Source organism: Streptomyces genisteinicus (genome assembly GCF_014489615.1).
GTDB classification, from domain to species: domain Bacteria; phylum Actinomycetota; class Actinomycetes; order Streptomycetales; family Streptomycetaceae; genus Streptomyces; species Streptomyces genisteinicus.
Window position 1 is genome coordinate 2,767,501 of record NZ_CP060825.1, and the last position, 23,058, is coordinate 2,790,558.

Below are 23,058 nucleotides of genomic sequence, written 5' to 3' on the forward strand. Positions count from 1 at the left end.
GGTGTTATCCGGTATTAGACCCCGTTTCCAGGGCTTGTCCCAGAGTGCAGGGCAGATTGCCCACGTGTTACTCACCCGTTCGCCACTAATCCACCCCGAAGGGCTTCATCGTTCGACTTGCATGTGTTAAGCACGCCGCCAGCGTTCGTCCTGAGCCAGGATCAAACTCTCCATGAATGTCTACTCGGCCAGTAAATTAATACAGCCGGTGGAACACCACGTAAGAGCGGAACGGTCGGGCGGAATAAGCCCCACCGTTCACAGCGTCCTCGCTGTGTCGCCTGCACGCACCCACACAAGGTGGACCGGACAGGTCTTTTCAAAGGAACCTCGACCATCCAAACCGGATGGACGGGGTATCAACATATCTGGCGTTGATTTTTGGCACGCTGTTGAGTTCTCAAGGAACGGACGCTTCCTTTGTACTCACCCTCTCGGGCTTTCCTCCGGGCGCTTCCCTTTGGTCTTGCGTTTCCGACTCTATCAGATCTTTCCGATCCGATTTCCTCGGCCTTTCTGCTGCTTTCCGGGCTTTTCTTCCCTTCCGGCGGTTCCGACTCTATCAGACTCTTTCGGGCCTGATTCCCGGTCGGCGGGAGCGCTTTCAAGGAATCCGCTTTCGCGATTTCTTTTCCGGCGATCCGACTTTATCAGAACCTTTTCGCACCGAACGCGTCGGCCCGCAGTCCCTGATAAATCTTCGGAAGTCGGCTCCGAGGAATCACATTCCGATCGGAGCGAGATGCACTCTAAATGTTCTTGCTCGAACATGTCCAGTCCGAGGCAACCGTTAGAATCTACCTCCCCACGGGCGCCGTGTCAACGGTCCTGTGGGCGAAAAGGAGACTAGCAGCTCGTGGACGTCCGATGCACATCGGCGGGCTCAGGCGGCCGTGGGGAGCTCGGCACTCCGGTCGGCTTCCTCCACGTCGCCCGTCTCCCCTGCCCGTGCGGCCCTCCCGCCCAGGACGTAGACGTAGGCGAGGAAGAGGAGTTCGGCGACGACGCCGATGCCGATCCGCGCCCAGGTCGGCAGACCGGACGGCGTCACGAATCCTTCGATGACCCCCGAGACGAAGAGGACGAGGGCGAGACCGATCGCCATGCCGATGGCGGCACGCCCGCGCTGCGCCAGCGCGGCCCGTCTGGTCTGCGGGCCCGGATCGATGACCGTCCAGCCGAGGCGCAGGCCCGTCCCCGCCGCGACGAACACGGCGGTGAGTTCCAGGAGCCCGTGCGGGAGAACCAGGCCGAGGAAGATGTCGAGGCGGCCGGCCGACGCCATCAGTCCGATGCCGATGCCCAGGTTGAGGACGTTGAGGAAGAGGATCCAGATGACCGGCAGGCACAGGAAGGCGCCGAGGGTCAGGCACATCGCGGCCGCTCGGGCGTTGTTCGTCCACACCTGGGCGGCGAAGGACGCCGCGGGATGGCTCGAATAGTAGGTCTCGTACTCGCCCCCGGGGGCTGTCAGCCGGCGCAGTTCGTCGGGGGCCGCGATCGCGGACTGGACTTCCGGGTGGGCTCCGATCCACCAGCCGATCACCGCGGCCAGGAGCGTGGAGAGCACGGCCGTCGGTATCCACCAGTGGCGCGAGCGGTAGACCGCCGCGGGGAATCCGGCGGTGAGGAAGCCGACCGCGTCCCGCCACCCGGCCCGGCGGGTGCCGGTCACCACGGCCCGCGCCCGGGCGACGAGCCGGGTGAGGCGGCCGACCAGCATCGGATCGGGTGCGCTCGACTGGATGTGGGACAGATGGCCCGCCGTGCGCTGGTAGAGCGCCACCAGTTCGTCCGCCTCGGCTCCGGTCAGCCTCCTGCCCCGGCCCAGCAGGTGTTCCAGGCGGTCCCACTCGGCACGGTGGGCGGTCACGAAGACGTCGAGGTCCATGGTCGGCTGCTGCTCCGGGAACTGGGTGCGTACGGTCCGTACTACTGCGGCGCGCTGCGGGTCAGCTTGGCAGACTGAGGAGCACGCGGGGCAGGGAAGGTCGACAGGGCGAGGGGTGGCTGCGGTGAGCGGGCTTGTGACGGGGGACGCGGTCGTCCTCGGACTGCATCCGGCGAGGCTGCCGAGCCGGGCGCTCGCCGTCGTGATCGACCTGGTCGTGGTGTGGACCGCCTACCTGCTGGTGTCGATCGGACTGGCCGTCGCGACGGCGGCGCTGGACGAGGCGGCGGTCATGGCGGTGTCGATCGCCGCGTTCCTGCTCGTCCTGGTGGGCGGGCCGATCGTGGTCGAGACGCTGAGCCACGGGCGGTCCCTCGGGAAGATGGCGTGCGGCCTCCGAGTGGTGCGGGACGACGGCGGGCCTGTCCGCTTCCGCCATGCCCTGGTGCGCGGTGCGATGTCCTTCGTCGAGATCCTGCTGTCGTTCGGGGTGATCGCCTGCATCGCGTCCCTGGTCTCCGGTCGGGGCCGACGGATCGGTGACGTGTTCGCGGGAACGCTGGTGGTGCGTGAACGAGTGCCCGTGCCACGCGGTGCGACGGCGGTTCCCCTGCCCCCTCCGTGGCTGGCCGGCCGGTTCGGCGATCTGGACCTGTCGGCGGTGCCGGACGGTCTGTGGCTCGGGATACGCCAGTACCTGACGCGGATGGGGCAGCTGGACACGGGCGTGAGCTGGTCGATGGCGCACCGGCTGGTCGACGACCTCGTGGCGCGGACGGGGACGTCCGCGCCGCAGGGCGTCCCGCCGGCGGCATATCTGGCGGCGGTGCTCCACGAGCGGCAGGCGCGTGACGCCCGCCGGGCGTTCGCCGCCGCCGGCACGGCCCACGTCCGGCAGGGCGCGGGCGTGGGCCCCGGCACGGTCCACGGCGCGTTCCCGGAGGCTTCGGGGCACGGTCCGGGCGGCGGCACGGCGTTCGCGGCAGGTCACGGCGGGCCGGTCTCACCTCAGCAGCAGCCCCGGCCCGGTCGTGGCAGCGGGACGGACACCGGTGCCGGTGCCGGGCCCGGAGGAGATACCGGAGGCGGGGACACGGCGGGGCCGGTCCGCACCACCGGATTCGCGCCGCCCGCCTGACGCCCGATCGCTGTCGGCCTCCCGCCCGGCGAGGGTGCCGGGGCCGCCCTCGACCAGGACCGGCCGCGCCTCCCCCGGGACCGGCCGGGCCCGCCGGTGACCGTGGACACGGACGGCGGGCCGCTCGCCGCGCGCCGCGGCCCCAGAGACGGGTGGGGACCGGGGAACGGCCGGGGGAGGGACTGCCCGTTCACGGGAAGACGGACGGCGGGTCCTCGAGGTCCTCCAGCTCGATGCCCGGCGCCGCCAGGACGACGTCGCCGGCGATGTGCACGGTGTGCCGCTCCCCCGTGTCGAGCGTGCTGACCTGGTACTCGTCCACGACGAGGGGGCCGTTGTCAGTGGCGTGCGCTTCACTGTTCACCAGCGCCCAGGACTGGTCCGTGTCACGGGGAGCGAGTACGGGGTCCGTGAAGGCGACGAGGCGTACGCGGGTCGCCGGTGAGGCGGGGGTGAGACGCAGCAGTCGGGCAGTGGCGACGAGGAAGGCGGGGGAAGTGCCGGTGAAGGAGTGGGCGCGCGCGGTGCCTTCGTCGGCCTGCATGCCCGAGGGGTCGGTCCGGACCCAGGTGACGCCGTCCAGAAAGGCGCCGCGGACCTGCCAGTCGGCCGTGTGGAGCTCGAGCCGGATGGGGCGGCCGAGCTCGTCGAGAGCGAGATCGAGGGTGCCCGTCTGCTGACCGGAGGGGCCGACCCTGCGGGAGACGTAGCGCCAGCCGGACGGTCCGGGGGCGCAGTGGAAGTGCTCCTCACCGAGGGGGGTGTGATCGTGCGGATCGTGGAGCGAATATCGGCCGCGTGGCATGGGGCGTCGGTCCTTGCGCGGTGAGGCTCGGCGGTAGGGCGGTGTCGGTCGCCCGGAGCCGTTCGGGAGGTACGGGGCAGGCCCCCGACACGGGGGTGCGGGGGCCTGCCTGGTACCGCGGTCACGTCCGTCGCCGGCGTCGGCCGGCGTCGGGGTGCGTGATCAGTAGCGGTAGTGGTCCGACTTGTACGGGCCCTCGACCTTCACACCGATGTACTCCGCCTGCTCCGGGCGCAGGGTGGTGAGTTTGACGCCGAGGGAGTCGAGGTGGAGGCGGGCGACCTTCTCGTCGAGGTGCTTGGGGAGCACGTAGACGTCGGTGGGGTACTCCTGCGGCTTGGTGAACAGCTCGATCTGGGCCAGGGTCTGGTCCGCGAAGGAGTTGGACATGACGAAGGAGGGGTGGCCGGTCGCGTTGCCGAGGTTGAGCAGGCGGCCCTCGGAGAGCACGATGAGGACCTTGCCGTCGGGGAACGTCCAGGTGTGGACCTGGGGCTTGACCTCGTCCTTGACGATGCCGGGGAGCTGGGCGAGGCCGGCCATGTCGATCTCGTTGTCGAAGTGGCCGATGTTCCCCACGATGGCCTGGTGCTTCATCCTGGCCATGTCGGAGGCCATGATGATGTCCTTGTTGCCGGTGGTGGTGACGAAGATGTCGGCCGTCTCCACGACCTCGTCCAGCGTGGTCACCTGGTAGCCGTCCATCGCCGCCTGCAGCGCGCAGATCGGGTCGATCTCCGTGATGATCACCCGGGCGCCCTGGCCCCGCAGGGACTCCGCGCAGCCCTTCCCGACGTCGCCGTAGCCGCAGACGACCGCGGTCTTGCCGCCGATGAGGACGTCGGTGGCCCGGTTGATCCCGTCGATCAGCGAGTGCCGGCAGCCGTACTTGTTGTCGAACTTCGACTTCGTGACCGCGTCGTTGACGTTGATCGCCGGGAACAGCAGCGTGCCCTCGCGGTGCATCTCGTACAGCCGGTGGACACCCGTCGTCGTCTCCTCCGTCACACCCCGGATCTCCGACGCCAGCTGCGTCCACTTCTGCGGGCTCTCACCCAGCGTCCGGTTCAGCAGCCGCAGGATGTGCCCGTACTCCTCACTGTCCGCCGTCGACGGATCCGGAGCCGCACCCGCCTTCTCGAACTCCACACCCTTGTGCACCAGCAGCGTGGCGTCACCACCGTCGTCCAGAATCATGTTCGGACCGCCCGTAGCGGTGTCCGGCCAGGTCAGCGCCTGCTCCGTGCACCACCAGTACTCCTCCAGCGTCTCGCCCTTCCAGGCGAAGACCGGCACACCCTTCGGCTCCTGGGGTGTGCCCTGCGGACCCACCGCGATCGCCGCCGCGGCATGGTCCTGCGTCGAGTAGATGTTGCACGACGCCCAGCGGACATCCGCACCGAGAGCCACCAGGGTCTCGATCAGCACCGCCGTCTGCACCGTCATGTGCAGCGAACCCGTGATCCGCGCACCCGCCAGCGGCTGCGCCGCCGCGTACTCGTGACGGATCGACATCAGACCGGGCATCTCGTGCTCGGCAAGCGTGATCTCCTTGCGGCCGAAAGCGGCAAGCGAGAGGTCGGCGACCTTGAAGTCCTGGTCGTTGAGACGAGTCGACATGCGAACTGCTCCTCGTGGTTCGGGTCGAGGTGGATGGGCTGGCACTGCTGCGGCCTGGGCACACGAATGCCCGGGCATCGGCAGGACAGTCCGTCGGAGGCCCTCTCTCCCTCGGCCGGTCCGCGGCACCGAGTGCTGCGGTGGTCCGACCGACCGCCATCAGCAGCGACGTCTGACTCCGCTGTCGAATCTACACCGACTGGCTGCGACGGCCCCAGTCCGCAGGGTCCGGATCCGGCCGTATCGCGGTCGCTCCGCCGATCCTCGAGCGTCCGTGCAGCCTTTCCGGGGCCCGGGAGGGGTGGACCGGGGCTCGGCGAGGAGGCCCGGTCCGGGGGCCGGGGGAAGGAACCCGTACGGCCGGCGGAGCCGGACCGGCACGGCGGAGGCCCCCGCCCTGCGCTGACGCTGCTCGGGTCGGGGGCCTGTGCGCCGGTGCCGGAGGGATCAGTGCCCTTCGCCGCCCGGCGCCTTGCCGAGGTCGGTTCCGGCGGCCGCGGCCGCCTCGCTGTAGATGTCCGGCTCCAGGTAGATGACCCGGGCGATCGGCACCGCCGCGCGGATGCGCTCCTCGGCGGCGTTGATGGCGGAGGCGACGTCCTGGGCGGTCTCGTTCCGCTCGACGGCGATCTTGGCGGCGACGAGCAGTTCTTCGGGGCCGAGGTGGAGCGTGCGCATGTGGATGATGCGGGTGACGGTCTCGCCGTCGACGGTGGCGCTCTTGATCTTCTCGATCTCCTCGAGCCCGGCCGCCTCGCCCAGCAGGAGCGACTTGGTCTCGGCCGCGAGCACGATGGCGATCGCGATGAGCAGGATGCCGATGCAGAGGGTGCCGATGCCGTCCCAGACACCGTCCCCGGTGAGCAGGGCGAGACCGACGCCGCCGAGGGCCAGCACCAGACCGACGAGTGCGCCCAGGTCCTCCAGGAGGACCACCGGGAGCTCGGGGGCCTTGGCGCGGCGCACGAACTGCGTCCAGCTCAGCTTGCCGCGGATGAGGTTGGACTCCTTGATGGCCGTCCGGAAGGAGAAGATCTCGGCGATGATCGCGAAGACGAGGACACCGACGGGCCAGTACCAGGCCTCGATCTCGTGCGGGTGGCGGATCTTCTCGTAGCCCTCGTAGACGGCGAACATGCCGCCGACGGAGAACAGGACGATCGAGACGAGGAAGGCGTAGATGTAGCGCTCGCGGCCGTAGCCGAAGGGGTGTTGCGGTGTGGCCTCGCGCTGGGCCTTCTTGCCGCCCAGCAGCAGCAGGCCCTGGTTGCCCGAGTCGGCGAGCGAGTGGACGCTCTCCGCCAGCATCGAGGACGACCCACTGAAGACGAACGCCACGAACTTCGCCACCGCGATCGAGAGGTTCGCCAACAACGCGGCCACGATGGCCTTGGTCCCGCCTGACGCGCTCATGAGTGGGTGGTGTCCCTTCGTACGGACTTCGGTCGCCCGGCGGTCCGGGCCCGGCCATTGCGGTGCGCCATTGTTGCAGCATCCGCGGGCCGCCCCGTCTCAGACCGCCACGGCCGCCCGGAAGAGTGTGCCGGGGCGGCCGTCCGTGCCGCTGACGGACACCTGCTCGCCGGCCGGCACGAACACCGACTGGCCTGCCGTCAGGGGGAGTTCGCCCGTGGTGACCTCGCCCGCGGTGCACAGCAGGATCTGCGGGCCGGGCGCCGTCAGGTCGCGCGCCTCGGAGCCGGGGGCGAGGACGAAGCGGGAGAGGCGGAACTCACCGGTCGGGGTGTCGTAGACCTCCTCGCCGCCGGCCGAGACCTCGGGACGCAGCACACCCGGTTCGGTGGCCTCGAAGCGGACGACGCGCAGCAGTTCGGGGACGTCGACGTGCTTGGGGGTGAGGCCGCACCGCAGCACGTTGTCCGAGTTGGCCATGATCTCCACGGCGAGACCGTCGAGATAGGCGTGCGGGACGCCGGCGCCGAGGAAAAGCGCCTCGCCGGGCTGGAGTCGGACGTGGTTGAGGAGCATGGCGGCGAGGACACCCGGGTCGCCGGGGTAGTGCCGGGCGATCGAGGCGTACGGGGCGTAGGGGCCGCCCAGGCGTTCGGCGGCGGCCGCGGCCTCGGTGACGGTGGCGGCCATCTCGCCGCGGTCCGCAGTCAGCAGAGCGGTGAGGACCTCGCGCAGCGCCGCTTCCTCGGGGTGGGCGTGCAGCAGGTCCACGTACGGCTTGAGGGAGTCGACGTCGAGGCCTGCGAGCAGCTCGGCGGCCTCGACGGGCGGCCGGAAGCCGCACAGGCCGTCGAACGGGGTGAGGGCGCAGACGAGTTCGGGCTTGTGGTTGGCGTCCTTGTAGTTGCGGTGCGGGGCGTCGACGGGGACGCCCGCGGCCTCCTCGGCGGCGTGGCCCTCGGCTGCCTGCGTCAGGTCGGGGTGGACCTGGAGGGAGAGCGGTGCGCCGGCCGCGAGGATCTTCAGCAGGAACGGGAGCCGGGGACCGAAGACGCCGACGGCCGCCTGGCCGAGCTCGCCCTCGGGGTCGGCGGCGATCACGTGGTCGAGCGTGCCGCGGCCGGTCCCGGACGGGGCGCCGGGGTGGGCGCCCATCCACATCTCGGCCTGCGGTTCGCCGGTGGGGGCGAGGCCGAGCAGTTCCGGGATGGCGGTGGTGGATCCCCAGGCGTAGGGGCGCACGGTGTTGTCGAGGCGGTCCATGGTCCTGCTCTTCCTCGGTCGTTTCTGCGGCTGGCTCGGAGTTCGGCTGCGGGTCCGGAGTTCGGCTGCGGGTCGGCTGTTGCGGTACGGGTCGGGGGTCCCCCCGCGGGTCCGGAGCCGGGCTGCGTGCGCGGCCGTTCCCTCAGCCGCATCGGCCGCCCCGCCCCGGGCCCGGCCGCACCGGATCGGAGCGAGCCGGGCACGGTGGGACGGCCGGTGCGGCTCGGATCCGCCCGGACTGTACGGGACGGAACGGAACGGGGCGGAACGGTGGGGATACGGGACGGTGGGGATACGGGACGGGGCGGAACGGCGGGGTTACGCGCACGGCGTCGGGCGCGGGGCGGTGCGTTGCCGCTACGACGGCCGGGCTTCCCCAGCCTCGGCCAGCGAGAGATAGACGGCGGCGAAGTCGGTGACGGCGAGCAGTTCGGCGATGCACTCCAGCTCGCTGCCCTCCTCGGGTTCGAGTTCGCTGACCGAGGTGTCGTGGCCGAGGGCCAGCTCCCGCGCGGCGGGTGCGGCCGTGAGGCCGCCGGTGGGACGGTCGCGCAGCAGGACGACGCGGGCCCTGAGCGCCTGCCGCTCCTCGACCCGGTCCCGGAAGAAGTCGTCGGGGTCGGCGCCCGCCGCGAAGTCGCCGACCAGCAGCACCCCGTGGGCCGGAAGGGCCTCGGGCAGTTCGGCGGCGAGGGCGGGGCGGCCGGCGAGTTCGGCGAGCACGGCGGCGAACCGGCGGCCCGCGGGGGCCGCGCCGACGCCCTCGGTCCAGATCAGCGGGAGGCTGTCGGCGAGTTCGGCGGCCAGGGTCTTGGCCGGGTTGCTGTACGTGGCGATGGCGGGTCCGCAGCGTTCGGCGGTGCGGTCGAGCCGGTCGGCGACCTTGTCGAGCGCCTCCGGGGGCGCGTCGAGGAGGCCGACCCGGTCGAGGAGTGCGAGGAGCGGGGTGAACAGTGCCCACAGGGCGCTGGGGCTCGCCGCCTGCCCTTCCTCGTAGAGCTCGTGGGGCGAGGTGGCCATCGGGACCACCAGGCCGTGCGCGCCTTCGACGGCCTCGGAGAGCGGTGAGCCGCCGGGGTTGACGGCGACGACGGAGCAGCCGCGGCGGTATGCCTGCTCGACGAGGAGCGCCAGGCCGGGCTCGCTGCCGTCGGTGGTCGCGACGAGCAGCAGGTCGAGGGAGCCGGCCCAGCCCGGCAGGGCCCAGCGCAGCGCGCCCGGGGCGTGTGCCACGCCGGTGGGCCGCAGGGCGATGACCGGGGCGGACGCTCCGGCCAGCGCGCCGATGAGGTCGGCGACGCCGACGGCGGCCGTGCCGGGTCCGGCCACCATGACGGTCCTGGGCCTCCCCTCGGGCGTGAGGGCCGCGACGCCCGCCTCGGCCGCGTGCCGGGCGGCGGTGCGCACGCGGGCCCCTGCCTCCGCGGCCCCCCGCAGGAGACCTCTGTGGTCGATGCGTGCGAGAGCGTCCGGCGCGTCGAGGAGCGACTCGTCGAGCATGGGGCTGGCCTCCGATCGCCGTACCCGTGCGAGGGGGTCGGTGTGTGGTGGTGTCCGGCGGCCGTCCTAGGCGGGCCGGCGGGCCTCGTCGACCAGGAGGACCGGGATGCCGTCCCGGACCGGATAGGCCAGGCCGCAGTCGGTGCCGGTGCAGATCAGCTCCGGGGTGTCCGCCGACGAGCGGTCGTCGAGGGGCGCGTGGCACGCCGGGCAGGCGAGGATCTCCAGGAGGCCGGCTTCGAGCGGCATGGCAGGGGTGTCCCTTCGGGGCGACGCGGCCTGCCGGGCGGTGTTCCCGGGCGGGTCACGCGGTTCGTGGTCGTACGGATCGGGCCTCGTCAGCCTACCGCCGGGCGGTGGGGTGCGGCTCGTTCTGGGAGGGGTCCCGGGTGTTGCCTCCCGCCTGTGGTGCCGGGCCCCGGGAGGGCTCGGCGCCGCAGGCGGGGAAACCCGGTGTCAGGCGCCGCGGACCAGGGCGAGCACCTCGTCGCGGATCCTGGCCATGGTCGGCTCGTCGCGGGCCTCGACGTTCAGGCGCAGCAGCGGCTCCGTGTTGGAGGCGCGCAGGTTGAACCACCAGTCGGCGGTGGTCACGGTGAGGCCGTCGAGGTCGTCGGTGGTGACGCCGTCGCGGCCGGCGTACGCCTCGCGGACGGCGGCCGAGCGGGCGGCCTGGTCGGCGACCTCGGAGTTGATCTCCCCGGACGCCGCGTAGCGGTCGTACTCCGCGACCAGGGCGGAGAGCGGCTCGGGCTGGGAGCCGAGGGCGGCGAGCACGTGGAGCGCCGCGAGCATGCCCGTGTCGGCGTTCCAGAAGTCGCGGAAGTAGTAGTGGGCGGAGTGCTCGCCGCCGAAGACGGCACCGGTGCGGGCCATCTCCTCCTTGATGAAGGAGTGCCCGACCCGGGTGCGCACGGGGTTGCCGCCGTGCTCGCGGACGACCTCCGGGACGGACCAGGAGGTGATCAGGTTGTGGATCACGGTGCCGCCGGGGTGCCTGGCCAGTTCGCGGCGGGCCACGAGGGCGGTGATCGCGGACGGGGAGACACCGGCGCCGTTCTCGTCGACGACGAAGCAGCGGTCGGCGTCGCCGTCGAAGGCGAGGCCGAGGTCGGCCCCCTCCTCGCGCACCCGGGCCTGGAGGTCGACGAGGTTGGCGGGGTCGAGGGGGTTGGCCTCGTGGTTGGGGAAGGTCCCGTCGAGCTCGAAGTACATGGGCACCAGGGTGACCGGCAGGGAGCGCAGGACGGTGGGGACGGTGTGGCCGCCCATGCCGTTGCCGGCGTCGACGACGACCTTGAGCGGGCGCATCGCGGAGAGGTCGACCAGTGACAGCAGATGGGCCGCGTAGTCGTCCAGGGTCTCCCGCTCGGTGACCGTGCCGGGGGTCGCGGCGGGCGCGGGCGCACCGCCGCCGGTCCATTCCTCGACGAGGGCCCGGATGTCGGCGAGGCCGGAGTCCTGTCCGACCGGTGCGGCGCCCGCGCGGCACATCTTGATGCCGTTGTACTGCGCGGGGTTGTGCGAGGCGGTGAACATGGCGCCCGGCAGGCCGAACCGGCCGGAGGCGAAGTAGAGCTGGTCGGTGGAGCAGAGCCCGATCATGGTGACGTCGGCGCCCAGCGCGGCGGCGCCGCGGGCGAACGCGGCGGCCAGTCCGGGCGAGGAGGGCCGCATGTCGTGGCCGACGACGACGGCGCCGGCGTCGGTCACGCGGACGAAAGCGGCGCCGAACAGTTCGGCCGTCCGCTCGTCCCACTGATCCGGCACGACGCCGCGCACGTCGTACGCCTTCACGATCTGCGACAGATCAGCAGCCACGGGCCCAATCCTCCTGAAGTCTCGGCAGTCGCATCAAACTACCCGGACGGCGAACCGGCGGTGCGCCGGGTGGGCCACCGCGGCGGACGGCGGTGTCCGTCAGGTTGCGCACCGGATGCGCACGGGGCGCGGGCGGGCTTCAACAGGGCATGCTCCGCGCCGCCTTGGGCGGGAGCCGCACGCACGGGCGCCGCGGGCGCGCGGCAGGCCCCGGCAGCGGCGGCCGGCGGTCTGCCGGGGAGCCGCCCGGCGGGACGGGGCCCGTCAGTTGTCCGGGGAGCGGAGCACTCTGAGGTGGCCGCGGCGCGCGACCTCCATCGGGTCGGCCGGCCTGCGCCCGCCCTGGCCTCCCGCGCCCTCGGCGGCGCGCCCCTGCGGGCGTGCCGCCTCGCGGACGGCGTTCGCCAGCGCTTCGAGATCGTCGCCGCTGGGGCGGGCGGGGGCGGAGCCGTCGGTGAGGCGCACGACCTCCCAGCCGCGCGGCGCGGTCAGCCGTTCGCTGTGCTCGGCGCACAGGTCGTAGCAGTGGGGCTCGGCGTAGGTGGCGAGCGGGCCGAGGACCGCAGTCGAGTCGGCATAGACGTACGTCAGTGTCGCGACGGCAGGGCGGCCGCACGCGGTGCGAGAACATCGACGTACAGGGCTCACGACGTTGGACGGTACCGCACTCTTGAGCGGGCTGCGACGACTCTCCACCAGGTCACTCCCCCGTGTCGTGCTGCGGCGTCCGACAATTCGGCAGTTCCGGCAACTGGCCTGACCTGCACGGAAAGAGAACCACATGGACGGCGACCGGGCCCCGGACGGTCGCGACTTGGGAGGAATCAGGTCAAGGGTGACGAGATCACCGATCGACCGGGACCGGGATTCGGGCCCAACCTTGGCCGGATCGTTCAACTGGCGACAAGGCGCCCGTGCACCGCCCGGCGGACGGGACCCACGGGGCGTGGAGAGTTACCCTGCGTGAGTGAAGGACAGCCCCGTACCGCCGCCCCCGGGCGAGCCGCGACCGCGCCGCCGAGACCGCCACGGCCGGGGCATGCGCGGGCCCGTCGCACCGCCGCAGGTGCCGCTCGCCGCCAGCCGTGCCGAGAGCTTCCGGGACCTGGTCCGGGACTCCGTGGAACGGCTGGAGCGACGCTGGCCCGAGCTGGCCGAGGTCGACTTCCTGGTCCTCGAGGTGCCGCGCGCCGTGGACGACTCGGTGCCCCTCGGCGGCTCCGTGCCGGCCGGGAAGGACAGCCCCGCCCGGATCATGGTCTACCGGCGGCCAGTGGAGATCCGGACGAAGAGCCGCGACGAGCGGGCGCTGCTGGTGCACGAGGTGGTCGTCGAGCAGGTGGCCGAGCTGCTCGGCCTCTCGCCGGAGTCCGTCGATCCCCGGTACGGGCAGGACTGACCCGCCCGCGGCAGCGGCGTCCGCGGCACTGCCGGGCAACCGGTACCGGTCTCCGCTGCGCCGCACCTGCCCGCGGCGCGGAACCGCGCGCCGCACCCGCCGGCCCGCGGGCCGGGCTCCCGCCTCTCGACGGGGCCCGGGTCCGGGCTCAGTCGTCGAGTACCGACAGGTCCTGCTCCGCCACCGGGACGGACACGGTGCCCCGGTCGTCGGGCAGGTTCTGCACGGTGAACATCGGGATGCCGTCGTCCGGCACCTCCAGCATCCGCGACGCGTGGACGGCGCCGCCGGAGACGGTCCGCACGGTCAGCGCGTACGTCCCCCGGAGCCCCTCGGGCACGGGGGCGGTGATCGTCAGCGTCGTGCCGGCCTTCACCGTGTACGTCTTGACCGCAGCGGTGCCCCCGCGGGTGCCCGCCGACGCCGCCACCTCGACCTGCGCGGCCTTGCCGGGGGCGGTCAGCGAGAGGAACGAACCGCGGTCCCGGTTGTCGGTGACGGTCGCCCGGTCGCCCACGGGCGCGGCGGCGGGGATGAAGGCGACCTCCTTCTTGTCGCCCTTGCCCCGCACCACCCTCAGGGCCGCGACGACCGGCGTGGCCCGGTCCGCCTGGGCGGGGCCGAGGATCAGCGAGCCGGCCTCGCCCTTGGTGACGTCCTTGAGGTCGACCGTCGCGGTCATCCCCGACTTCACCCGCAGCTTCTCGAAGCCGGCCGGGGTGATCGTGCCGGTGGGGCCGGAGAGCCGGACGGCCAGGTCGGCGTCCTCCTCGCCGGGCGCGAAGGCGACCAGCTGCACCGACGTCGCGTCGGCGGGGATGCCGGGCAGCACCGCGGTGCCCGCCGGGTCGGCCGACGCGGCCAGCCAGTCGCTCCCGTCGGTGTCGTCGGCGGAACGGACGACCGCGCCGACGCGGCCCGTGCGGGTGGTGACGTGGACGGTGACGTCGTCGGCCTTGTCCGCGGTGAGGGTCGACAGCAGCACCGGGACGGCGCCCCCAGGCGGGACCGTGATGCCCTCGGACAGGGTGCTCTTGAGCCGGCCGTCCTTCCCGTACAGCTCGACGTCGGCGACCGCGCTGGTGTCGTCGGGGTTGGTGAGGTGGACGTAGTCCTGGCGCTTCTCGGCGAGGGAGGCGCCCGGGAACCAGAAGTCGGTGTCCGGGGCGGTGCAGCTGACGCCGAGGAGTCCACGGCCGCTGCCCGCGGGGACGGTCGTGGTCTGCTGGGCCGTCCAGCCGGGCGCGAGCGCACCGGTGGCGGTGCCGACGAGGGCGGGCGCCTCGCCGCCGTCGGCGTCGGCCGCGACGGGCTTGCCGGGTTCCTGGAGCACGACGAGGGGCTTGGCGGGAGCAGGCTTGCGCGCCGCCTTCGGAGCGTCCTCGCCCTCCCGGCTCTCCTCGTCCTCCTCGCTGGGCGCCTCCTCGTCCTTGGCGGGGGCGGCGTCGCCGTCCGCCAACACCGATACGGACGGCCTCAGTTCGGCGGTCGGGCGCGCGGACTCGCCGCCGCCCGCGGCGCCCCCCGCCCCCGCGGGGGTGAAGGAGGTGTACAGCGTCTCGGCGAGTTCGGAGCTGCTGGGCGCGGGGCACAGCAGGCTGGACCGTTCCACCGGGAGCCGCGCGGCGGCCTTGTCACCGGCGGCCGGGCCCCCGTCGGGGGCGGTCAGCGACGCGAGGCCGGTGACCGCCGCGAGAGCGGTGGCGACCGCGATCAGGGAGATGGTGGTGCGCTTCACTCTCACTCGCCTCGCGTGGTGCCGGGAGCCTGGGAAGGCGGCTCGGGGTACTGGTCGCCGTATCCGTACGGGTCGTGGGCGCGGTCGTCCTGCGGGTAGGCGCCGGACCCGTCCTGCGGGTAGCCGTCCGCGGCGTGCGGCCAGGATTCGCCCTGGTGGGCCGGCTGCGTCTGCTGCATGTGCTGCGTGTGCTGCGTCTGCGCCGGATGTCCGGTGCCGCCGGAGGACGGGTCCGCGTAGGACTGCCCACCGGCGTACTGGTCGTCGGCGTCACCGGCGTACTGCTCACCGTGGGACCGCTCGCCGTAGGACTGCTCCCCCGCGTACTGCTGTCCGCCGTCGCCGTATCCGGGGTACTGCCCGTACTGCCCGTACTGCCCGTCCGGGGCGCCCTGGTCACCCGGGGCGGCCTGGGCGCCGGAGTAGGCGTCGCCGTACGCGTACGGGTCCTGGGAGCCGTCGCCCCACCCGCCGTGCTGCTGCTGTCCGGGAACGGCCGCGTAGGCGTCCGCGGGGTCCTGCCCCGGCGGGGCGGCCGGGGCCTGCGCGTACGGGTCGGACCCGGGCGACGCGCCCGCGGGCCCGTCCTGCGACGGGTCCGCCTCGGACTCGGCCTCCGCCTGGGCCCGCAGGCGGCGGGCCCGGCGTCCCTCGCCGGGCTCGGCCTGCCGGGGCACGGCCGCGGCGGTCTCCTCCGAGGGGAGGTCGTCGTCGATCTGGCGGCGCCTGCCGGGCAGGGCCAGCACCACGAGGACGAGTGCCAGGAACGCCTGCGCCCAGACCCAGGCGGTGTGCGTCGCCGGGTCCTCGTAGCCGAGCTGGAGCTTCCCGCCCTCGGCGGGCAGTTCGAAGCCCTGCGCCCAGCCGTCGACGGTCCTCTTCTTGAGCACCCGGCCGTCGACGGTGGCCTGCCAGCCCTCGGCGGCGCTGTCGGCGATGCGCAGCACGCGGCCCGCACCGCCCTTGGGGATGTCCGCCCGTGCGCTGACGGCGTCGGAGGCGACCGGCAGCGGGTCGTTCGCGCCGTCGACGATGGTGGCCCGGGCGACCTGGCGGTCCACCCGCCACAGTGCGCTGCCGTCGAGCTGGCTGAGGCGGCTGAGGCCGGGGGTGGCGTCGAGGACGCGGCCGGTCTCCCGGGGCACGCCGTCGCGGACCAGGACGTAGCGGATCGCGTAGCCGCTGAGCTGGCTGGTCTGGTCGGCGCCGGAGCCCGCGACCAGGTTGGCGACGACGCGGTCCAGGCGCGGGTCGGCGCCGGCCGACGCGGCGAGTTCGGCGTCGCCGAGACGTCCGCCGGAGCCGCGGACGAGGGTGTACGAGACCGTGGCCGCCGAGGTGCCGCCGAGGACCAGGGTGCGCGGCTGGTCGCGGGTGTCGCTCTCCTCGGCGACGAACGCGGGCACCTGGACAGAGTCGCGCCGGCCGATCGGACCGGCCGCGCCGTCGAGCATCCACCCGGCCGCCGCGGCGACCGGCGCGAGGCCGGCGGCGAGCGCGACGAGGGCGGCGACGGGCTGCCGCCAGCCGAAGTTCTGCGAGGCGACGCGGCTGCGGCCGCCTTCGGCGCCGAGCACGGCGGCGGCGAGCAGCGCGATGCCGTAGACGAGGGTGGCGGGTCCGGCCCAGCCGGAGCCGTTGGCGAGCACGGCGAACACCAGCGCCAGCAGGGCGACGGCCCAGGCGGTGCGGATGGCGAAGACGCGCTCGTCGCGCAGCAGGGCGCCGAGCGCGGCGGCCACGATGCCGAGCATCAGCAGGCCCCCGGCCGCTCCCGGACCGCCGGGGCTGATCCCGAGCAGGTCGAGTGCGCCCGCGGAGCCCGCGCCGAGGTGGAGTCCGGCCTCGTCCAGGAAGCCGGAGGGGCTGGTCAGCAGCTCCAGCGACCAGGGGGCGAGGACCAGCAGCGGAGTGCCGACGACCGCGAGGAAGCGCAGCAGGTGCGCGGTGAGGTCGCCGCGCCGCAGGACGAGGACGGCGGCACCGGTGATCAGGGCCAGCGGCCACACCACGGGGGTGAAGGCCATGGCGAAGGTCAGGAGCAGGGCGTAGGCCCAGGTCGCGCGCCAGCTGCCGCGGGCGCCGCCGCGGGCCCGCAGGCCGTGCGCGGCGACGGCGGCGCGGGCGATCAGCGGCAGCACGATCGCGAGGACCGCGGTGCCGAGCCGGCCGGTGGCGAGGGCTCCGGTGGCCGCCGGGAGGAAGGCGTAGGCGACGCTCGCCCAGGCGCGCAGCAGCCGGGACTCGACGATCGGCCGGGAGGCGAAGTAGGCCGTGAGGCCGGCGAGCGGCACCGAGCAGACCAGCAGCACGGTGAGCGCGAGCCCGGTGGAGCCGAGGAAGAGCCAGGACAGCACCGCGAGGACCGCCAGGTAGGGCGGGGCGGTCTGGGTGCCGCCGGTGCCCACGGGGTGCCAGCTGTCGGCGTACCGGGCCCAGAGGTCCCCGACGTCGGCGGGCGCGGGCAGCAGGGCGCCGCCGGAGAGTGCGCCGCCGCCGAAGAGGCCCCGGCAGGCGACCACGGAGACGAGGAGCAGGACGGCGAAGAGCAGCGGGCCGGGCTTGCGGGCGATCTTCTTCAGCCGGGCGAACTGCTCGATCTCCATGTAGTCGGCGTCGTCGCCGCCGGGGCCGGACTCGACCGCGCCGTGGCGGGAGCCGCCGGAGTCGGAGTCCGATCCGCCGAAGTTGGAGACGACCTGTTCGACGGTGGCCCGGACAGTGGCGCCGGGCGGCGGGAAGAGGGGGCGCAGCTCGCTCGCCTCGACGGTCCGGCCGGAGCGCCTGCGGCGTCCGGCGAGGATCCGTTCGGGGCGCAGCAGCACGCCGAAGAGGCCCATGACCTCGTCCACGGCCTGGCCGGGCACCTTGCCTACCAGGTAGGCGAGGGTGCGCAGCAGCGTGCCGACGACGAGGCGCAGCAGCACCCAGGGCAGGACGGCGCCGCGGGCGTTGGTGAGCAGGGTGTAGACGGCGCCGGCCTTGTCGACGCGGTGGGGGCTGGCGACCGACCGGCCCGCGCAGTCGACGGTGCGCCGCTCGCGGGCGGCCGCCTCGGCGTGCCGCAGCACGGCGTCGGGGGCGACGAGGACCCGGTGTCCGGCCGAGTGGGCCCGCCAGCAGAGGTCGACGTCGTCCCGCATCAGGGGCAGCCGGCGGTCGAAGCCGCCGAGCTGCTCGTAGACGTCGCGCCGGATGAGCATGCCGGCGGAGGAGACCGAGAGGACGGAGCGGACCTGGTCGTGCTGTCCCTGGTCCTGTTCGCGGCGGTCGAGTCCGGTCCAGCGGCGGCCGCTGTTGGCGATGGAGACGCCGGTCTCCAGGAGCTGCTTGCGGTCGTACCAGCCGCGCAGCTTGGGGCCGACGACGGCGGCGTGGGCGTCGGAGTCGGCGACGCGCAGCAGTTCGGCGAGCGCGGTGGGCTCGGGCGCGCAGTCGTCGTGGAGGAGCCACAGCCACTGCACGGGTTCGCCGTGCGGCAGCTCGGGCATGTCGTACGCCTCGTCCCGCCAGCTCCTGGTGACCGGGTCCCAGCCGCTGGGGCGCTTGAGGTAGGGGAGGTCGTCCGGGGTGAGGACGCCGGCCGTCCTGGCCGCCTCGTCGACGGCCGTGCCGAAGCCGGTGCGGCGGGCGAGGTGCAGGACGCGGTCGGGGCCGAGCGCCTCGGTGAGCAGCTGGGCCGACGCGTCGGCGCTGCCGGTGTCGGCGGCGACCACGTTCTGCACGGGTCGTTCCTGGCCGAGGAGCCCGGCGAGGGCGTCGGGCAGCCAGCGCGCACCGTCGTGGGAGACGAGCACGGCGGTGACGACGTGCCGCGGGAACTCGGGCGCGTGTGCCGGGACAAACGCTGCTGTGGTGGCGGACATTGAGGTACGGGGCCTCCGGCCGGGGGTCGCCCCGAAGGGGCGGGGGTGCGTCACGGACGGGGCCCCACACTAACGGCTGACATACGAACGGTCCGCCGCCTGTGCGCGAGGCTCAGGAGGCGGACCGTGGGCTATGTCCGCTGTTGTCCTTCTTTGACGTGGGCACCGTCCCGGACCGGGCCGTGGTCCCGGCCGCGGCGCCGTGTGCAGCCGCTGGGGCGGCCGGGTGCCGGCGGGGCGGCCTGCCGGGCGGGTGGTCCCCGCCGGCCGGCGGGGGCTCAGACCGCCGCCTTCTTGAGACGGCGGCGCTCCCGCTCGGAGAGTCCGCCCCAGATGCCGAAGCGTTCGTCGTTGTTGAGGGCGTATTCGAGGCACTCCGAACGCACCTCGCAGGCCAGGCAGACCTTCTTGGCCTCTCTGGTGGAACCGCCCTTCTCGGGGAAGAAGGACTCGGGATCGGTCTGGGCGCACAACGCGCGCTCCTGCCAGCCGAGTTCCTCGTCCGCGTCCTCGACCAGCAGTTGCTGGAACAGCTCGGTCATGTGCGCCCCTCGTCTGTCTTTGCGTCCCCGTGATGTTGCCGCGATGGTTTTCGGCCGAACGACACGAGTGAAATTACAAGTGTGTGGCTCCGAGCGAGTCAAGCCACGATCTGCTATTGACCTCGGTATTCACTCTCCGGAACCAAGGCTATGCGGAAAGTGTTCAAATCACCAAAAACGTGACACATGCCAGCGGCCTGGCCGGAATCCCTCCAGGGAGGGAGACGTCACACCCGGTGATCATGTTGCGATCGTGCCGCGAGGAGCGATGTGGATCACAGCGCGTGACATGGCGCCAACCACGTTCACAGACACGACTGCTGGCGCGTTTGTCCCCGGTAGAGGGTGCACAAACCTTTCTCCGGAATCGGCGACCGGAAGGGGTGAATCCTTGCCGCCACATCGCCCATCGAGTTGACAGCCGGTGAGCGGACCCGTCACCTTTGGTCCCATGCCAGCGACCTCAGCGCACCTCGCGACCCGCCACCGCGGGTACCGCGGCGCTGTCCAGGCGCGCTGCTGCTGTTGCTGTTCCAGCTGTTGACGCCCCCGCGCTCCGGCTTCTCCCGCGTTTCTCCGCACTGCCGCTTTCCCGCGGCCGTTCCGCAGGGATTTCCCCGCGGCGCCGTCTGTCGAATTCTCTCGCCTTGCCGTTTGCCGACATCCCGAGCGACACCCAGCACTTTCTGCCGAGGACCCCGCACCATGAACAGCGACAGCGACCTCCAGATCGCCGGCGACATCCTCGCCGTCCAGCACCTGCTCCAGCCCGCCCGTGAGCACCCGGCCACCGTCGCCGAGTTCGCCGGCCTCGCCCGCTCCGTCGCCGCGGACCGCGCGAGCTGGGAGCACCTCGTCGAGTACGACGCGACCTCCCGCTGGTACCACCGGCTCCGGACCGGCCCCGGCTACGAGGTCTGGCTGCTGAGCTGGGTGCCCGGCCAGGGCAGCGGCCTGCACGGGCACGGCGACTCCTCCGGCGTGCTCACCGTCCTGAGCGGCGAGCTGACCGAGCGCACCCCGCAGGGCGAGCGGACGCTGCGGGAGGGGGCGCAGCGGGTCTTCGCGCCCGGCTACGCGCACGAGGTGGTCAACGACTCCCTCGAAGGCGCCGTCAGCCTCCACGTGTACTACCCCGGCCTGACGCAGATGCCCATGCACACGGGCGCGGCGCGGTGCGCCGAGGAACCGGCCGCGGTCTGAACCCGGCGCGGCCCGGACCGCGCGGTGCGCGCGGGCCCACGACCCCGGCGCCTGCGGCAGCGGGTCCCGGACGGCCGGGACCGGCCACCACCCCGACCGGGGCCGTGACCGGCCTGCGACACTGTGTGCATGCGCATTGTGGTTCTGGCCGGCGGCATCGGCGGCGCCCGTTTCCTTCGCGGCCTGAGGCAGGCGGCCCCCGAGGCGGACGTCACGGTGATCGGCAACACCGGTGACGACATCCATCTGTTCGGTCTGAAGGTCTGCCCCGACCTCGACACGGTGATGTACACCCTCGGCGGTGGCATCGACGAGGAGCAGGGCTGGGGCCGCGAGGGCGAGACCTTCCGGGTCAAGGAGGAACTCGCCGCCTACGGCGTCGGACCGGAGTGGTTCGGGCTCGGCGACCGCGACTTCGCGACCCACATCGTCCGCACCCAGATGCTCGCGGCGGGCTATCCGCTGAGCGCGGTGACCGAGGCGCTGTGCGCCCGGTGGAACCCCGGCGTACGACTGCTGCCCATGTCGGACGACCGGGTCGAGACGCATGTCGCGGTCACCCTCGACGGGGAACGCAGGGTCGTGCACTTCCAGGAGTACTGGGTGCGGCTGCGCGCCGCGGTGGACGCCGAGGCCGTGGTGCCGGTGGGCGCCGAGCAGGCGAAGCCGGGACCGGGTGTGCTGGAGGCGATCGCCGCCGCCGACGTGATCCTCTTCCCGCCGTCCAACCCCGTCGTCAGCGTCGGCACCATCCTGGCCGTGCCCGGGATCCGGGAGGCCGTCGCCGAGGCGGGCGTGCCGGTCGTGGGCCTGTCCCCCATCGTCGGCGGCGCGCCCGTGCGCGGCATGGCCGACAAGGTGCTCGCGGCGGTCGGCGTGGAGGCCACCGCGGCCGCCGTCGCCCGCCACTACGGCTCCGGGCTGCTCGACGGCTGGCTGGTCGACACCGTGGACGCCGCCGTGGTCGACGAGGTCGAGGCGGCGGGCATCCGCTGCCGCGCCGTGCCGCTGATGATGACGGACACCGAGGCGACCGCCGCGATGGCCCGCGCCGCGCTGGCGCTGGCCGAGGAGGTCCGCGCGTGAGCGCGCCCTCGCTCACCGTCCGGGCGCTCACCGGTATCGGCGAGGTGCGCCCCGGCGACGATCCGGCCAAGCTGATCGCCGCCGCCGACCCGGGGCTCCGCGACGGCGACATCCTGCTCGTCACCTCGAAGATCGTCAGCAAGGCGGAGGGCCGGGTCGTCGAGGCGGCGGACCGGGAGGCGGCGATCGACGCGGAGACCGTACGCGTCGTGGCCCGCCGGGGTCCGCTGCGGATCGTCGAGAACCGGCAGGGGCTCGTGATGGCCGCCGCCGGGGTCGACGCGTCCAACACCCCCGCCGGCACCGTGCTGTTGCTGCCCGAGGACCCCGACGCCTCGGCCCGCGCGATACGGCGGGGGCTGCGCGAGGCGCTCGGCGTCCGGGTCGGGGTCGTCGTCACCGACACCTTCGGCAGGCCGTGGCGGGCCGGGCTCACCGATGTCGCGATCGGGGCGGCGGGCGTCCGCGTCCTCGACGACCTGCGCGGAGGGACCGACGCGTACGGCAACCCGCTCAGCGCCACCGTGGTCGCCGTCGCCGACGAACTCGCGGCGGCGGGCGACCTGGTGAAGGGCAAGGCGGCCGGGCTGCCGGTCGCGGTGGTGCGCGGCCTCGCGCACCTCGTCACCGACGAGCCGGACGAGCCGCGCGAACCGGATGCACCGGATGCACCGGATGTACCGCATGGATCGGGCGAGCCCGGTGCGCTCCCCGGCGACGGCGACGACGGGGACAGCGACGAAGGCGACGGCCGGGACGGCTGCCGCGTGCGCGCGGCGGTGACCGGGGCGCGTGCTCTGGTGCGCGACTCCCGGGACGACATGTTCCGGCTCGGCACCTCGGAGGCGGTGCGCGAGGCGGTGACGCAGCGGCGCACGGTCCGCGAGTTCACCGACGAGCCGGTCGACGGCGGCGCGGTGCGCCGCGCGGTCGCGGCGGCGGTCACGGCCCCGGCCCCGCACCACACGACACCCTGGCGGTTCGTGCTGCTGGAGTCGGAGTCCTCCCGGCTGCGGCTGCTGGACGCGATGCGCGACGCCTGGGTCACGGACCTGCGGCGCGACGGGAAGTCCGAGGAGTCGATCGCCAAGCGGGTGCGCCGCGGCGACGTGCTGCGCAACGCGCCGTATCTGGCGGTGCCCTGTCTGGTCACGGACGGCGCCCACGTCTACGGCGACGAGCGACGCGACGCCGCGGAGCGCGAGATGTTCGTGGTCGCGGCAGGCGCGGGGGTGCAGAACTTCCTGGTCGCCCTCGCCGGCGAGCGCCTGGGTTCGGCGTGGGTGTCGTCGACCATGTTCTGCCGGGACGTGGTGCGCGAGGTGCTGTCGCTGCCCGGCGACTGGGACCCGATGGGCGCGGTCGCGATCGGCCACCCCCGCGCGCTGCCGCCGCCGCGGGCGGGGCGGGCGCCGGAGTCGTTCGTCGAGGTGCGCTGAGGGTCCGTCCGCCGGGTGCGCGGTGCCGTGCACCCGGCACCGTCCCGCTCCCGCACTCCCCCGTGACCCGTCACCCGTCACACCGGAGCCGGGCTCCACGGGCCGCCCGCCGGTCCGGCGTGGGCCCGGAGCCGCGCGGAACGGCCGGCGGTGCCCCGGGGCCCGCCCGCCCCGGAACCGGCGGCGGAACCCTGCCGGCAGGCTGCGTCGGCCGCGGCCGGGCCCGTCTGTCCGCGCCGTCGGCCGCCGTCATCTCGTCGACCGCCTTCCCGGCACCCGGGGCCTCCCACCGAGCGCCTTGCCGCCGGCACCGCCCGGATCCCGGCAGCGCCAC

At 73.3% G+C, this 23,058-nt stretch carries 17 protein-coding genes and 1 rRNA gene (1 of these 18 only partly in view); 5 read left to right on the top strand and 13 right to left on the bottom strand.

Annotation, left to right across the window (positions count from 1 at the left end; translation table 11 throughout):
* Nucleotides 1-177, bottom strand: a 16S ribosomal RNA gene (locus IAG43_RS12050) (it extends 1,349 nt beyond the left edge of the window).
* Nucleotides 178-883: 706 nt separating this feature from the next.
* Nucleotides 884-1,891 carry a stage II sporulation protein M gene (locus IAG43_RS12055; RefSeq protein ID WP_187740749.1) on the bottom strand — a complete coding sequence of 336 codons (1,008 nt, stop codon included), beginning with the start codon at nt 1,889-1,891 and terminating at the stop codon, nt 884-886.
* Nucleotides 1,892-2,015: 124 nt separating this feature from the next.
* On the opposite strand from IAG43_RS12055, the gene IAG43_RS12060 reads away from it, so the two are divergent.
* Nucleotides 2,016-3,029, top strand: a complete 1,014-nt coding sequence (locus tag IAG43_RS12060; RefSeq protein ID WP_187740750.1) for an RDD family protein — start codon at nt 2,016-2,018, stop codon at nt 3,027-3,029.
* Between the two features lie 190 nt (nt 3,030-3,219).
* Here the strand turns inward: IAG43_RS12060 and IAG43_RS12065 are convergent, their stop codons facing one another.
* From IAG43_RS12065 to IAG43_RS12100, 8 genes are all read right to left on the bottom strand, one after another.
* Nucleotides 3,220-3,834, bottom strand: coding sequence for a hypothetical protein (locus tag IAG43_RS12065; protein ID WP_187740751.1), 615 nt, complete (start codon nt 3,832-3,834; stop codon nt 3,220-3,222).
* Nucleotides 3,835-3,996: 162 nt separating this feature from the next.
* Complete coding sequence (ahcY, locus tag IAG43_RS12070; protein WP_187740752.1) at nt 3,997-5,454, bottom strand: adenosylhomocysteinase; 1,458 nt, start codon at nt 5,452-5,454, stop codon at nt 3,997-3,999.
* A 447-nt stretch (nt 5,455-5,901) separates the two neighbouring features.
* On the bottom strand, nt 5,902-6,867 hold the full coding sequence (locus IAG43_RS12075; protein WP_187740753.1) for a cation diffusion facilitator family transporter: 966 nt from the start codon (nt 6,865-6,867) through the stop codon (nt 5,902-5,904).
* 99 nt (nt 6,868-6,966) lie between these two features.
* A complete protein-coding gene (gene manA, locus IAG43_RS12080) occupies nt 6,967-8,130 on the bottom strand; it encodes a mannose-6-phosphate isomerase, class I (protein ID WP_187740754.1) in 1,164 nt (387 codons plus the stop codon).
* A 357-nt stretch (nt 8,131-8,487) separates the two neighbouring features.
* Nucleotides 8,488-9,630, bottom strand: coding sequence for an SIS domain-containing protein (locus IAG43_RS12085; RefSeq protein ID WP_187740755.1), 1,143 nt, complete (start codon nt 9,628-9,630; stop codon nt 8,488-8,490).
* Between the two features lie 66 nt (nt 9,631-9,696).
* Nucleotides 9,697-9,879 carry a Trm112 family protein gene (locus IAG43_RS12090; RefSeq protein ID WP_187740756.1) on the bottom strand — a complete coding sequence of 61 codons (183 nt, stop codon included), beginning with the start codon at nt 9,877-9,879 and terminating at the stop codon, nt 9,697-9,699.
* A gap of 207 nt (nt 9,880-10,086) precedes the next feature.
* A complete protein-coding gene (locus IAG43_RS12095) occupies nt 10,087-11,451 on the bottom strand; it encodes a phosphomannomutase/phosphoglucomutase (RefSeq protein ID WP_187740757.1) in 1,365 nt (454 codons plus the stop codon).
* A 264-nt stretch (nt 11,452-11,715) separates the two neighbouring features.
* Nucleotides 11,716-12,147, bottom strand: coding sequence for a DUF3499 domain-containing protein (locus tag IAG43_RS12100; RefSeq protein ID WP_187740758.1), 432 nt, complete (start codon nt 12,145-12,147; stop codon nt 11,716-11,718).
* Nucleotides 12,148-12,490: 343 nt separating this feature from the next.
* On the opposite strand from IAG43_RS12100, the gene IAG43_RS12105 reads away from it, so the two are divergent.
* On the top strand, nt 12,491-12,850 hold the full coding sequence (locus IAG43_RS12105; RefSeq protein ID WP_425508590.1) for a metallopeptidase family protein: 360 nt from the start codon (nt 12,491-12,493) through the stop codon (nt 12,848-12,850).
* Nucleotides 12,851-12,998: 148 nt separating this feature from the next.
* Here the strand turns inward: IAG43_RS12105 and IAG43_RS12110 are convergent, their stop codons facing one another.
* The 3 genes from IAG43_RS12110 to IAG43_RS12120 all read right to left on the bottom strand — a co-directional run bounded on the left by IAG43_RS12110 (nt 12,999) and on the right by IAG43_RS12120 (nt 18,996).
* A complete protein-coding gene (locus IAG43_RS12110; protein WP_187740760.1) occupies nt 12,999-14,588 on the bottom strand; it encodes a DUF5719 family protein in 1,590 nt (529 codons plus the stop codon).
* A gap of 2 nt (nt 14,589-14,590) precedes the next feature.
* Complete coding sequence (locus IAG43_RS12115) at nt 14,591-18,454, bottom strand: glycosyltransferase family 2 protein (protein ID WP_187740761.1); 3,864 nt, start codon at nt 18,452-18,454, stop codon at nt 14,591-14,593.
* A gap of 278 nt (nt 18,455-18,732) precedes the next feature.
* Nucleotides 18,733-18,996 carry a WhiB family transcriptional regulator gene (locus IAG43_RS12120; protein ID WP_018846780.1) on the bottom strand — a complete coding sequence of 88 codons (264 nt, stop codon included), beginning with the start codon at nt 18,994-18,996 and terminating at the stop codon, nt 18,733-18,735.
* A gap of 705 nt (nt 18,997-19,701) precedes the next feature.
* On the opposite strand from IAG43_RS12120, the gene IAG43_RS12125 reads away from it, so the two are divergent.
* The 3 genes from IAG43_RS12125 (at nt 19,702) to IAG43_RS12135 (ending at nt 22,724) form a co-directional block, all read left to right on the top strand.
* Complete coding sequence (locus tag IAG43_RS12125; protein WP_187740762.1) at nt 19,702-20,199, top strand: cysteine dioxygenase; 498 nt, start codon at nt 19,702-19,704, stop codon at nt 20,197-20,199.
* 129 nt (nt 20,200-20,328) lie between these two features.
* Nucleotides 20,329-21,285, top strand: coding sequence for a 2-phospho-L-lactate transferase (gene cofD / locus IAG43_RS12130; RefSeq protein WP_187740763.1), 957 nt, complete (start codon nt 20,329-20,331; stop codon nt 21,283-21,285).
* The gene (locus IAG43_RS12135) at nt 21,282-22,724 is read left to right on the top strand and encodes a coenzyme F420-0:L-glutamate ligase (RefSeq protein ID WP_187740764.1); all 1,443 of its coding nucleotides are present in this window, start codon (nt 21,282-21,284) and stop codon (nt 22,722-22,724) included. The genes cofD and IAG43_RS12135 overlap by 4 nt, the downstream gene beginning before the upstream one ends.
* The last annotated feature ends 334 nt before the right edge of the window (nt 22,725-23,058 follow it).